Source organism: Hyphomicrobiales bacterium, from assembly GCA_017642935.1.
Classification (GTDB): Bacteria; Pseudomonadota; Alphaproteobacteria; order Rhizobiales; family MH13; genus MH13.
On sequence record JAEPOK010000001.1, the window covers coordinates 18,976 to 31,957 of the forward strand.

Here is a 12,982-nt window from a genome sequence, read left to right on the forward strand (position 1 = left end):
TTCACCATGGCAACCGTTGAGCTTGACGACGTCAAGAAGCGCTTTGGCACCACTCAAGTGCTGCACGGCATTTCCACTTCCATTGAGGATGGCGAATTTATCGTCATCGTCGGTCCGTCGGGCTGCGGCAAGTCGACCTTGCTGCGCATGGTGGCCGGGCTGGAAAGCGTCTCTTCTGGCGAAATCCGGATTGATGGCAAGCGGGTCAACGAGGTTGAGCCGATGGATCGGGACATCGCGATGGTGTTCCAGAATTATGCGCTCTATCCGCACATGAGCGTACGCCAAAACATGGGCTATGGGCTGAAGATCGCCGGGCTTTCCAAGGATGCTATCGAGAGCAAGGTTCAGGAGGCGGCCAAGCTGCTGCAGCTTGGCGAGTATTTGGACCGGCGACCCAAACAGCTCTCCGGTGGCCAGCGGCAACGCGTTGCCATGGGGCGCGCAATTGTGCGCGAACCATCGGTGTTCCTGTTCGACGAACCGCTCTCAAACCTCGATGCCAAACTGCGCGTGCAGATGCGTGTTGAGATCAAGGAGCTACAGTACAAGCTCGGCATTACCTCGCTTTATGTGACGCATGATCAAGTGGAGGCCATGACGATGGCCGACCGGATGATCGTGATGAACGCTGGCGTTGCTGAGCAGATCGGTTCGCCGCTCGATGTTTATGAGAAGCCAGACACATTGTTTGCCGCCCAATTCATCGGTAGCCCGTCGATGAACCTTTTGTCGGCCACAGTTGCCGGCAAGATGATTCGGGTCGGCGATACAGAGCTTGGCCAACGTGATCTGCCGGACAGTCCGGTACAACTCGGCATTCGCCCCGAACATGTTGCCATTTCTGATGACGGACCACTGACCTTGCGCGTGTCTCTTGCCGAGCCTCTGGGCGCCAACACGCTTTTGCACGGCAATCTTGTGGGCAACGGCGAGGCCTTCACCGCGGCGGTGTCAGGGGTGTATCGCGTGAGCGGACACAATGAAGAGGTGAAGCTGGCGCCTGATCCAGCCTATCTGCACCTCTTTGATCCGGAGTCCGGGAAACGCCTGGTTTAGAGCGTAACAGGCTGGCCGGTGCGGATGCTTTCGTCGGCGGCGAGGCAAATGCGCAGTGAGGCAACGGCGTCGCTCATATGCCGTGTCAGATCGTGGTCGTTGGCAATGGCGTTGACCACAAAACGCTGCTCGGCATCGCAGAGATCTTGGTGACCAGGTTCATCGGGTAGTTCGATCCACTGGTCACCTAAGGGTCGGTGCACCAAGAGGCCGCCCACTTTGGTGTGGCCATCGATGTTAGCCGACGCACCCTTTTCTTTGTCGGTGATCGAAACCGAGCCGTTGGGGCTGACAATGTCCTTCACGAAGAAAGCCGTCTCCGACATCATCGGTCCCCAGCCAGCTTCGTACCAACCGACCGAACCATCCTCGAACACCACCTGTAACTGGCCATAATTGTACATATCAGGCGCGATCTCATCGCTAAGCCGAAGGCCCATGCCTTGCACGCGCACGGGTTTAGCATCGGTCACCTGACACATGATGTCGACATAATGCACGCCACAATCGACCAGCGGTGAAGTTGTCTGCATGAGCGCGCGATGGATGTCCCATTGCTCGCCGGTGGATTGCTGATTGAGATTCATGCGGAACACATAAGGCCCGCCAAGACCGCGCGCTTCTTCGATCATGCGTGTCCAGGAGGGATGGTGGCGCAGGATATAGCCAACCACCAGCTTGCGACCGAGGCGTTGAGCGGCGTCCACCGCCTTTTGCGCATCAGCAACGGTTGTGGCCAGAGGCTTTTCCACGAACACATGGGCGCCGGCTTCCATGGCTTGGATCGCCAATGCGGCATGGCTATCGGAGTAAGTGGCAATGACCACCAGATTGGGTTTTTGGGCCAATCCCTCTTCGACGCTGCCGAAAAGGGGATAGCCCTGAAGCGCCTGTGGAAGGTCACGCGGCGAACGGTTCACCAGGCCGATGATCCGCGAGTTACCCATGCCATGATGGGCAAGCGCGTGGCTTTGGCCCATCTGGCCGAGACCGATGACAAGAACCTTGAGCATGCCCTCTCCGCGTTGGTCAGGATGGCAGCTTGCGCACGCTGCCAATCGTCACCTCTTTGCCTGTGACACGGCTTTCAACAGCGGCAAAGGCCATCGCGAGACTTTGCAGGTTTTCCGCTGCCCCGTTGCACGGTTCGCGATCGTCCTCGATGGCGCAAAGAAGCTCACCCATCGCGCCCTGAAATCCATCGTTGAACCATTGCCCGTCCAGTTTTGGGCGGGCGATGCCGTCCGGCGTGGTCATGGTCACAGTCTGCTGGCCAAGGTCCGGGCCGTCCGATTGCAGGCTTCCTAACGTGCCACCAACATAGCTGGTGTCGCGCGGTCCATGAGGAACGCCGCCATCAAAAACCAGGCTTGCCTGTCCACCGTCGAGCCGCACCAACGCTTGTGCCAGAAGTGGCACTTTGTTGGCTTGGCCTTTGGCGTGAGATGTCGTCGCGAAGACGCTTTGCGCGCGGTCGCCGACGAGCGAGGCGACGAAATCAAACCAGTGCACACCGAAATCGTAGAGGACCAGATCCTCTATGGCATCGAAGGACGTGCCTGCTGTCCAGCCATGGTCCCAATGGATGGCGATATGGGCCGACAGCACATCACCGATTAGCCCGGCGCGCACGGCTTCGCGCATAAACGCCTTGTGCGGCGCCCAGCGCCCATTCTGATTGACGGCCAGCTTCACGCCCTTGTCCCACGCCAACTTTACGAGGTCTTCGCCGAGCCCAAGATCGGTGACGAAAGGCTTTTGGCTGAGCACATGCTTTCCCGCCTCAAGGGCCGCCTTGATGACCGGGGCCCGGTGCTCGGGATGCAGGGTGATATCCACCACGTCTATGTCAGAATTGGCGAGGATCGCCTGCCAATCGCCCTCAATGCGCGCCTGCGGGCAATAAGTGGCCGCCTTATCGTCGGCTTTGGAGCGCGTGCGGTTCCAAAGCGCTGCGACCTCCCAACCGGCCGTACGATAGGCATCAAGATGGCTGGCCGAAATGCCGCCGGTGCCGATCATACCGATCTTGGGCCGATAGGTCTTTGGCATCGGTGGACGGTAGGGGATGTCCGGCGCTGCGATCTCCGGCAGCTCGGCCGATTTCAGGGCATAGGTGTCTGTGTCGGCCGCATCGTCGGTCACGCGACCAACTCCAGCGTGCGTTTTTCCGCCGCCGATTGGGCCGCGGTGTCCACAATGCGCTGGGCTGTCAGGCAAAGCTCCGGATCGAGCGGTCCGCCGACCTTTTCGCCCCGGTCGATGCAGCCAAGCACATACTCGATCGCGTTGCTTGCCCCTGCTGGCAATGGTTCGGCGGCAATCTCGTGGCGCTCTGGCCTTACACGGGTTTGAACGGTCACGTGGCTGGCGTAATCGGGGCTGGAGATCGTGCCATCCGTACCGACGAAAACAAAGCCACAGGTTGGCTGCGGCTGGATCATCCACGGATCAGTGAACGTGCCCCAGCGGGTTTCCATCTTGGAGAGGCCTTTGGCGTAGCGGCAGACCGTGATGGAGTGTTGGTCCACCTCGATGCCTGGTGTCTCATCCACCGTGCAGGTCACCTCAAGCGGAGCCTCGCCGTTCATGTACCAGGTGCCGAGCGTTGCCCCGTAGCCGAGGTAGTCGAGCAAGGAACCGCCGCCGGAGGCCTTTTTGTACCACCAGCTATCGGGCTTCTGGCGCTCGACCTCTTCGGGTGTGACTTCCACTTTGTCAGCCAGGTGATAGAGCGGGCCGCGATTGCCATCATAGAAATGGACCTCGCGCAGGTCCCCGATCATGCCTTCATCGATCAGCCGTTTGGCTGTCACATGGCTTTCCACCCAACGCAACGGCCAGTTGATGGCCATCTGTTTGCCAGTGCCTTGCATGGCTCTCATCATACGGCGGGCATCGGTGACGGAGGCTGCGAAAGGTTTCTCAACGAACACATGCACACCGTGGGGTGCGAGCCGCTCGGTGTAATCCGCGTGATCCGCCGTAGCAGCGCAGAGGATCGCCATGTCGTAGGGGCCAGACGCCATGCAGGCGTCAAAGTCGGTGAAGACACGGTCATCGGGGATGTTGAAGTTTGCGACCGCGCCTTCCATGGCCGCCCGATCTGGATCGAAGATGCCGGCAATCTCTGCGTCAGGATGCTCATGCACAAGACGCAGAAGGTCACCCATGTGCATATGATCGAAACTGATGCCAACGATGCGAAACTTGGCCATGAAAGCCTCCTTCTATCGGCTGTCGGTAAGCCTTACATAAAGGGCCGTGACACCGAGAATGATCAATCCAAACAGTGCGATGCGCGCACCTTCGGGCATTTGCAGCAGCGTGAGCAGCGTGCCGAGTACCGTCAGGATCAGTGCGCCGACTATCGCCCCGGCGTAGCTGCCACGCCCGCCGAAAATCGATGTGCCGCCGATCACAGCAGCAGCGGCCGAGGGCAGGAGAAGCGGGTTGGCCAGCGACAGCGATGGCGCGCGGATCATCCCGACATAGAGTAACCCCGTGATGCCTGCGATGAGGCCGACAAGCGCATAAAGCGCCATGAACACCTGCCAACTGCGCACACCCGATAGCTTGGTTGCATGCTCGTTGGAGCCGATAGCGTAAAGCAACCGTCCGAACCCAGTGTAACGCAGGCCAAGCAGGATGATCGTGGCGAACGGGATGAACAGGAATAGCCCGTTGGGAAGGCCGGCGGTGCGTCCCGTACCGAGCCACTCCAGGAAGGCTGGAATCTCAGATCCAGTGTTGATGACGAAGCGCTGGTAGACCTGCAGGCACCCGGTGGCGATGAGACCGGTGCCGAGGGTCATGATCAGGGGATGGACGCGGGCGACGCCAACGCCGAAGCCATTGACCAGACCTACCAGGACCGCTGCGCCCAGCGCGATCACCACACCAGCAAACGGGCCGTAAAGTGGCGTGATCGAGGCGACAACAAAGGCCGACACCGTGGCCACCACGGCGGCCGAGAGATCGATGCCAGCGGTCAGCATGGTGAGCATCTGACAGGCGGCGAGCATCGCCAATGGAATGGCGAATTTGATCGTGTTGCCGAACCAGAATGGTGAGATGATCCCCGGACGCATGATCTCCAAAACCCCGACCAGACAGCAGAGCAGGATGATCAGCGGGATGACAGGATTGTCGCCGAGGAAGCGCCCGATGCGCACCGGCGTCGAGACATGATCCTCTTGGGCGGGATGCACCTGATCGCTTACGCTCATGCCTTGTTTCTCCGCATCACGAGGAACGCGCCAAACATCACCACGGCGACCATAATGGTACCCTCCACGATGGTGGTCACATTGGGATCGACGGCGGCGAGGGTTAGAATGGTCCGGATTATCCGCAAAATGAAGACCGCGATGATCGGACCGAGTAGCCCGCCGACACCGCCACCGAGCACGACGCCGCCCAACACCACGGCGGCGACGGATGCGAGCAGATAAGGGCCGGGCACCGGTTCGCCGATGCCCGTCAGCATGATCAGGCTAAGGCCACCCATCGCGCAAAAAAGGCCGCAGACGCCGTAGGCGGCCACCTTGGTCCATCCCACATCCACGCCTGAGCGGAAGGCTGCCAGTTCGTCCGAACCGACCGCGTAAATGGAGAGGCCGAGCTTGGAGCGCTTCAGCGGTACCCAGACCAAGGCCACAGCGACGGCCATCACGATAAGCGCCTTGGGCACCCAAAAGAGAAGCGTACCGGCGATGCTGTCTTCCAGCCAATCATGCACCGTGCCACCTGGCGCATGGAGGATGAGCAGCGCGGTGCCCTCCCAGACGAAGAGCATGGCGAGCGTCACCACGATGTCGGGAACGCGGGTCAGCACAATCAGCCCGCCATTGATCATGCCCATGCCAAGGCCGATCAAAAGCGTGATCCCGACTGCGGGCACAGCGCCCATTGATTGCATGAGAACCGCTGCCGTGACCGCACAGACCGCCATGATGGACGCGACAGACAGATCAATGCCGCCGACAATCACCACCACGGCCATCGCTGCTGTGGCAAAGGCGAAGGGCAGGGCAGCACGGGCCAGGCTCTCAAGGCCAGAGACGCCAAAGCTCGGTTGGATCACCTTGGTGATGCCAAGCAGAACCAGCAGCAGGGCGAATAGGCCGATGGTCCAGGCGTGTTTTTGGGCAAAGCTCATAGGGCGTCCACCTTTGCCGAGCTCTCCTTCTCGGTCAGGCCATAAGCCGCGCGCATCAAGGTTTGTTCATCGGCGTTGGCGGCGTCGATGAGATCGACGACGCGCCCGTTGAAGATGACAAGCGCACGGTCGCAGGCCAGCGGCACCTCTTCGAGCTCTGAGGTGTAATAGAGGATGGCCGCCCCTTGCTCGGCCAGTTCGCGAACCAGTGGGTAGATCTGCCGTTTGGTGCGCACATCGATGCCGCGCGTTGGATCGAAGAGCAGCAGCGTTTCCACGCCTGTTGCAAGCCACCGTCCAATCGTCACCTTCTGCTGGTTGCCACCAGACAGACGCCGTACTTCGCCTTGCGCGCGGGTGTCGATTTGCAAACGGTCGATTGCGATGCCGACCCGTTCGCGTTCGCGTCGCAGCTTCAATGGCCCCCATGACGCTACCCGCGCCGCAAAGGGCAAAGCGATGTTCTCGCGCACTGAACGTTCGGACAGCAGCGCTTCAGCGCGATTGCCTGGCACAAAGGTCAGCCCGGCGGCGATGGCATCGGATGGGTGTGAGAAGGTTTTCGCGGCGCCGTTGACGGATAGAGTGCCACCGGTCGGTTTGGTGAACCCAGACAGCACGTTGAACAGCTCATCCTGGCCTTGGCCCTCCAGTGCGACGACGCCGAGCACCTCGCCTGGGTAGAGATCAAAGGAAACATCTTGAAGCTTGGGTGCAGCCGCAAGGTTGCGAGCTGACAGACGCGGCGAGCCGTCGTTAGCATGTCTGCTGGCGCTGGTCTCGCGGCTGCCAAGATCAAGCTTGGCGCCAAGCATCAACTCAACGACCTTTTCTTCCACACCTGGTTCGATCTTCAGATCGCCGACCGTGCGCCCGTCGCGCAGCACTGTGGCGCTGTCGCAAAGCTCGGAAATTTCGGTGAAGCGGTGAGAAATGTAGATCACGCCGCGGCCTTCATCGGCCTGCGCGCGAACAACACGTAGCACGCGCTCGACCAAATCGGTGGGCAAGGCCGCGGTCATTTCATCGAGCAGTAGAACGTCGGGCTTGCTGGCTAAGGCACGGGCCAGATCAAGAATGCGCAGTGTTGCCAACGGCAGGTCTTTGATCAATTCGGTGAGCCTGAGGCTTTCAATACCCAGTTCACCAACCCAGTGTTGAAAATCGTCGGCGGGCGTATCGCCCAGGCGCAGATTGTCGGCCACGTCCAAGTCGGGGATCAGGGATGGTTCTTGGTAGACTGGCACCAATCCGGATGCGCGCGCTTGGGCTGGCGATCCGACGCGTGCCGGCGTCCCTTGGATCAGCACGTGCCCTTTGTCGGGCTTCAGCGCGCCAGTCAGAATCTTGACGAATGTCGATTTGCCTGCGCCGTTCGCGCCCATCAGCGCTACCACCTGGCCGCGAGCGACATGCAGGCTGGCATCGGTGAGCGCTTTGACGGCGCCGAAGCTCTTGGCGACACCAGTCGCGTCCAACAGGGCTTCGCCTGAGGGGTCCAGCAGGGCCTGATCGGTCATGTGGGGTGTTTCAATCTCATCGGCGGAAAAAGGACCCCCGCCCAAGCGGGCGAGGGTCGGTCATGTTGGAGGGTTTGCGGGAGGCTTACTCGCCCGGGCCTTCGCAGGCGATGATCTGATCCATGGTATAGTCCGTCCAACCCGGGATCGTCACCGACACCGGCCATTCGGGATCGAGATTGGGGTTTTGGGCGGCCATGATGGTGGCGCGCCCATCATCGGTCGTGTTTTCCCAGAGCACCGGATCGACTAGCACCAAGTTGCTGTCCGGGGCTTCGCCGTTGAGAATGTCGACAGCCAGCGCAATACCTGCACCGCCCACGGAGCCTGGGTTGGTGACGGCTGCGCCATCAAGGCCGTCCACTTCGGATAGATACTGCACGAAGCCGGCATTGTCTGCGCCGACGATCGGGACCAACGGAGCGCCGGATTCGGTGAACGCATCAACGATCACATTGTCGATTCCCGAAGTCCAAACGCCATCGAAGGGAATGCCGGTGGCCAGGAAGTCAAACATTTGCTGCTTGCCCTGGTCCTGCTGCCAGCCGGTGTAGACCTCGTGGATGACGTTGATGTCGGGGAATTCAGCGAGCGCGCGCTGGAAGCCATTGTCGCGGTCGGTATCGGCTGACACGCCGGCAATGCCGCGCATATAAACGATATCGCCGGACCCGCCGACCTGCTCGAACAGCCATTTGGCACCCAGATAGGCGTACTCTTCCTGGTTGTTGGAGAGGATGTAGGCGCCCTCAGCGGTCACGCCTGCATCGACGGCTACAACCACAATGCCTTGCTCGATGGCTGCATCGATGGCCGAGTTCAGCGCTTCGGGGTTGGACGGGTTAAGAACGATGGCATCGACTCCCGCCTCGATCAGGTTGTTGAGGTCTTCCAGCTGTCCGGCGCTGTCGGTGTTGCGGTGGGCTACGATCAGGCCTGACACGTCCTCTTCGACAGCCGCTTGAGCGCGCATCGCGCAGATCATCTGCTCGCGCCATCCATTGCCCTGCACGGTGTTGGACACGCCGATGGTGTAGTCAGCGGCGAATGCTGCTGATCCTGTGCTCGCAACGATGGCGATCGCCGCTGCGCTTGAAAGAAGTTTCTTCATTGGTAGGTCTCCCAGTTTGGTCGTTTGGTTGGTTTTTGGTCTTTCTTGTCAGGCTGATGCCCAATTCACTTGATGTAGGGGGCGAGCACATCGCGCGCCAAAAGGAAGCCGCGTTTGATCTTGTCGTCGGTTCCTTCAAAGAGCCTGTCTTCATGCTCAATGATGACAGGGCCGTCATAGCCAGCCTGATAAAGGCCGGAGAAAAAGTCTGGCCAGTCAACGTCGCCTAGACCGCATAAGCGTGGGATTTGCCACCCCATGCCGACACTCATGACGCCGTTCTCATAAAGTCCGTCGCGGTCGATCATCACGTCCTTGGCATGGACGTGGGCCATGCGCGGGCCGAACTCTTTGATGAAGCGGGTCTGGTCGATCATCTGCCAGATGAGGTGGGACGGGTCGAAGTTCATGCCGACATCATCGCCCCATTGCTCGAAAATGCGCCGCCAGATTTTCGGGCTGTAGGCGATGTTGTGGCCGCCTGGCCATTCATCGTAGCTGAAGATCATCGGGCAGTTTTCAAACGCCAGGGTCACACCGCTGTCCTTGGCGTGCGCTACGACAGGGGTGAAAATCTCTACCGCACGCGTCCAATTCTCATCCACGTTCAGGGACCGGTCGCCGCCGATGAACGTGTTGACCACCTTGATACCCATCACACCTGCAGCCGTGATCACTTTCTTTAGGTGGCCGATCACCTCCTCGCGGTGGTCGGCATCGCTGTGTAGCGGGTTTGGGTAATAGCCAAGGCCTGAAATCTCGATGTTATGGCCTGCCAGCGCGCTGATGATCTCGCTGCCTTGGCTAGCTGACAGCCCATCGACATTGATGTGGGACGTGCCAGCGTAGCGGCGGCGTTCGCCCCCCGAGGCCGGCCAGCAAGCCACTTCAAAGGCGGAGAAGCCGTTGCTTCCCGCCCAGCTGGCGACTTGCATCAGATCGCTGTCTTCAAAAGGAGCTGTCAGAAGACCCAGTTTCATGTCTCGTCCCTCACATGTCGCTCAAGTTCACCCACCGGCTCTCGCGGGCCGAGCGGAGAACCGCATCGCAGATTTGCATTTCGTAATGGCCGTCCGCAAACGTTGCCCAGGTCGAACCTTTCTGGCGCCCTCCGGCCGCAACATCGCTGTAGACAGCACGGAAGAGCCCGAAAAAGCTGTCGGCAAAGCCTTCCACATGTCCCGGGGGGAGGGCGGCTGCGGCGGTGCCGGTGGTGTTCATTAGGCTGAAGTCGCGCATCAGCGTTTGGTTGGGTTCATCACGATGGCCGATGAACAGATGTTCCGGCGTTTCATTGTCCCACGCTGCGCTCGCCTTGGATCCGGCGATATCCCACTGAAGCGAATTTTTGCGACCCATGTTCACCTGGCTGGTGGACATCACGCCGCGCGCGCCGTTCGCATAGCGGATGATGATCATCGCCGCGTCGTCGGTGTCGACCTTAGCGGTTACGGTTTTCCCGACAGCACTGGAGAAGGTTTCGACCGGGCCGACGGGTTTCTGCCGCTCGGGGAAGAAGGTTGAAAGTTCAGCGAACACCGCTTCGGCCTTCAGACCGGTGATGAAGCTAGTTAGGTCGAGCCAATGGGTGCCGATATCGCCAACCGAGCGCAGCTCGCCGCCCATTTCCGATTCCAGCCGCCAGTTCCAATCGGTCTCTTTGGCGAGCCAATCCTGATGATAGTGGCCGGTTACGAACCGGATATCCCCCAGATCACCGGCCTGCACCATGCCTTGGGCCTGCTGGTTGAGGGCGTAGAAGCGCACGTTGTAGCAAACGGCGGCGACCTTGCCTGAGGCTTTGGCAAGTTCCACCATCTCGGCCGATTGCTCCGATGTCATCGCCAGTGGTTTCTCACACACCACGTGTTTTCCGGCCGCAAGGATCGCTTTCACCTGAGCGTAATGGGCGTGGTTGGGTGAGGTGACATGCACCACCTCGACGCTGTCATCGGCGAGCAGCTGATCCAGCGAGGTATAGGCATGCCGGACGCCAAGTTCCTTGGCGCGTTCGGTGCCGCGATCTAGCGACGAGCCAAGCACGCCTCTGACGTTCACGCCGAGACGCCGCAGCGTCTGTATGTGGACGCCACCGATGAAGCCGGTGCCGATGACGGCAGCGCCAATCTTGGTGAAGTCGGTCATGGCGCGCCTCGATCAGACAATGGAGTATCCTCCATCGACGGGCAGGCATGTGCCGGTCATGAAGGCCGATGCAGGCGAGGCGAGAAAGAGGGCAGCGCCGATGATGTCGTCTGCATTGCCCCAGCGACCGAGAGGCGTGCGCGCTTCAATGGATTTGACGAATATTTCGTCCTGTCGAGCGCGGGCAGATTGCTCGGTAACGATGAAGCCCGGCGCGATGGCGTTCACACGGATGCCATCTTCGGCCCACGCTATGGCCAGCGATTTGGTGAGCTGCTCAACACCTGCCTTGGAGGCGCCATAAGCGGGGTTCCGCGGGCTGCCGAAGCGGGCATACATAGAAGCGATGTTGATTACCTTGCCACTGGCAGCCTTGAGACCTGGATGCAGCGCCTTGGCGCACCGAAACGAGCCAGTGAGGTTCACATCCAGAACATGCGTGAAGAATTCCGGGGCCATTTCTTCGCCGCGTTTGGTGATGGCCGCACAGTTGATGAGCACATCGACATGGGCGTGTGACGCCGCGAAGGCTTCGACCGCGTCGGTGTCCGTTACATCGAGCTGGGTGAAGGCAAATCGGTCGGCGTCCGCCGGGTCTGGGGCAGGTTCAACACCGGTTATGGCGACCCCAGCACCTGCTGCCTGAAAGGCGCGGGCGATCGACGCACCGATCCCGCCTCGGCTGGCGCCGATGACCAGAACCTTTGCTCCGTCAAAGTCGAAGCCGCTTGCGTCAGACACGTGTGCCTCCGGCTTCAAAATCTATTGCCTTGGTAGTCAAGGCCGTCCTCCCATTTGCTCTTTCGAGCGAGCCCTTTTCGGGTCTTGTAATCGATTGCATTCTGCCTCAAGCGGCCATTTGCAACTTATGTAATCCTTTGCATATTCGTCGCAATGTGACATGGGTGTCAAGACGAGGTTCGACATTCCAGCGATTGCGAGCATGGTTCAGCGCTCTGCCACTATCCAAGATGTTGCCCGCGCGGCCCGCGTTTCGACGGCCACGGTTAGTCGTGCGCTGAGCAATCCGGATTTGGTGGCCGAGCAGACGCGCGAGGCCGTCTTTGAGGCCATTCGGCATACCGGCTATCGCGTCAATCAGGCCGCGCGCAACCTGCGTATGCGGCGTGCGGGCGCGGTGCTTGTTTTGGTGCCGGATCTTGGAAAACCGTTCTATTCGAAGATCCTGGCCGGCGTCAGCAAAGGGTTCGCGAGCACCGATTACGCGGTTCTGATTGCCGACACGGAGAGCCGTCCTTTGCAGGATGGTGAACTTGCCGGTTACTTCATCGATGGCCGCATCGATGGCGTGATTTCGCTCGATGGTGGCCTTTCGCGGCAGGCATTGGACGAGTGCGAACGCCAGGGTCTGGGCGAGCGGATCGTGTTTTTGTGCGAGTGGGTCGATGGCACGGATTTCCCGGCCATTCGCAGTGATAATGGTGCGGGCGCGCGTCTGGCCATTCGCCATTTGCATGGGCTTGGCCACCGCAGAATCGCCCATGCCACCGGACCAGAAGGCAATGTGCTGACCACAGCGCGCCGTGATGCGATGGTCAGCGAGCGCGCGGCACTCGATCTGCCGGCGCGTGAAGAATGGATCATTCGTGGCGATTTCTCGGTGGAGTCGGGCCACGCGGCGGCGCGCAAAATTTTGGCGATGTCCGAGCGCCCGACGGCGGTGTTTTGCTCGGCCGATACGGTCGCGTTTGGCATGATTTCGGGTCTGCAGGCCGGCGGCCTGTCGGTCCCGGACGATATCTCGGTCGTTGGGTTCGACGATATCGATATGTCGCAATATTATATCCCGGCGCTGACGACGATCCATCAAGACCGCCACCTGTTGGGGTTTCGCGCCGCTGAGCGTTTGCTCGAACGGCTTGGTCCATCGCCGAGCTCGGACGCCGATGCGGCGGATGATCTGATCGATGTGGCATTGGTGGTTCGCAGTAGCACTGCGCCGCCAAAGGTTTGAGCGCTGAGCGA

12 protein-coding genes are annotated in these 12,982 nt (G+C 60.2%); 2 read left to right on the forward strand and 10 right to left on the reverse strand.

What is annotated here, in order from left to right; genetic code table 11:
- Window positions 1-6: 6 nt before the first annotated feature.
- Window positions 7-1,059 carry a sn-glycerol-3-phosphate ABC transporter ATP-binding protein UgpC gene (gene ugpC / locus JJ917_00075; protein MBO6697200.1) on the forward strand — a complete coding sequence of 351 codons (1,053 nt, stop codon included), beginning with the start codon at window positions 7-9 and terminating at the stop codon, window positions 1,057-1,059.
- On the opposite strand, the gene JJ917_00080 is transcribed toward ugpC, so the two are convergent.
- The 10 genes from JJ917_00080 to JJ917_00125 all read right to left on the reverse strand — a co-directional run bounded on the left by JJ917_00080 (window position 1,056) and on the right by JJ917_00125 (window position 11,695).
- Window positions 1,056-2,072 carry a Gfo/Idh/MocA family oxidoreductase gene (locus JJ917_00080; GenBank protein ID MBO6697201.1) on the reverse strand — a complete coding sequence of 339 codons (1,017 nt, stop codon included), beginning with the start codon at window positions 2,070-2,072 and terminating at the stop codon, window positions 1,056-1,058. The genes ugpC and JJ917_00080 overlap by 4 nt on opposite strands.
- A 16-nt stretch (window positions 2,073-2,088) precedes the next feature.
- A complete protein-coding gene (locus tag JJ917_00085; protein MBO6697202.1) occupies window positions 2,089-3,111 on the reverse strand; it encodes a Gfo/Idh/MocA family oxidoreductase in 1,023 nt (340 codons plus the stop codon).
- 89 nt (window positions 3,112-3,200) lie between these two features.
- Window positions 3,201-4,277 carry a Gfo/Idh/MocA family oxidoreductase gene (locus tag JJ917_00090; protein MBO6697203.1) on the reverse strand — a complete coding sequence of 359 codons (1,077 nt, stop codon included), beginning with the start codon at window positions 4,275-4,277 and terminating at the stop codon, window positions 3,201-3,203.
- 12 nt (window positions 4,278-4,289) lie between these two features.
- Complete coding sequence (locus JJ917_00095) at window positions 4,290-5,288, reverse strand: ABC transporter permease (GenBank protein MBO6697204.1); 999 nt, start codon at window positions 5,286-5,288, stop codon at window positions 4,290-4,292.
- Entirely contained in the window at window positions 5,285-6,220 is a 936-nt protein-coding gene (locus JJ917_00100; GenBank protein ID MBO6697205.1) for an ABC transporter permease, read from the reverse strand. The genes JJ917_00095 and JJ917_00100 overlap by 4 nt, the downstream gene beginning before the upstream one ends.
- On the reverse strand, window positions 6,217-7,740 hold the full coding sequence (locus JJ917_00105) for a sugar ABC transporter ATP-binding protein (protein MBO6697206.1): 1,524 nt from the start codon (window positions 7,738-7,740) through the stop codon (window positions 6,217-6,219). The genes JJ917_00100 and JJ917_00105 overlap by 4 nt, the downstream gene beginning before the upstream one ends.
- A gap of 85 nt (window positions 7,741-7,825) precedes the next feature.
- A complete protein-coding gene (locus JJ917_00110; GenBank protein MBO6697207.1) occupies window positions 7,826-8,851 on the reverse strand; it encodes an ABC transporter substrate-binding protein in 1,026 nt (341 codons plus the stop codon).
- 65 nt (window positions 8,852-8,916) lie between these two features.
- The gene (locus JJ917_00115; protein MBO6697208.1) at window positions 8,917-9,831 is read right to left on the reverse strand and encodes a sugar phosphate isomerase/epimerase; all 915 of its coding nucleotides are present in this window, start codon (window positions 9,829-9,831) and stop codon (window positions 8,917-8,919) included.
- A 10-nt stretch (window positions 9,832-9,841) separates the two neighbouring features.
- Entirely contained in the window at window positions 9,842-10,996 is a 1,155-nt protein-coding gene (locus tag JJ917_00120) for a Gfo/Idh/MocA family oxidoreductase (GenBank protein MBO6697209.1), read from the reverse strand.
- Window positions 10,997-11,008: 12 nt separating this feature from the next.
- A complete protein-coding gene (locus JJ917_00125) occupies window positions 11,009-11,695 on the reverse strand; it encodes an SDR family oxidoreductase (protein ID MBO6697210.1) in 687 nt (228 codons plus the stop codon).
- A gap of 244 nt (window positions 11,696-11,939) precedes the next feature.
- On the opposite strand from JJ917_00125, the gene JJ917_00130 reads away from it, so the two are divergent.
- On the forward strand, window positions 11,940-12,971 hold the full coding sequence (locus tag JJ917_00130) for a LacI family DNA-binding transcriptional regulator (GenBank protein MBO6697211.1): 1,032 nt from the start codon (window positions 11,940-11,942) through the stop codon (window positions 12,969-12,971).
- Window positions 12,972-12,982: the final 11 nt, after the last annotated feature.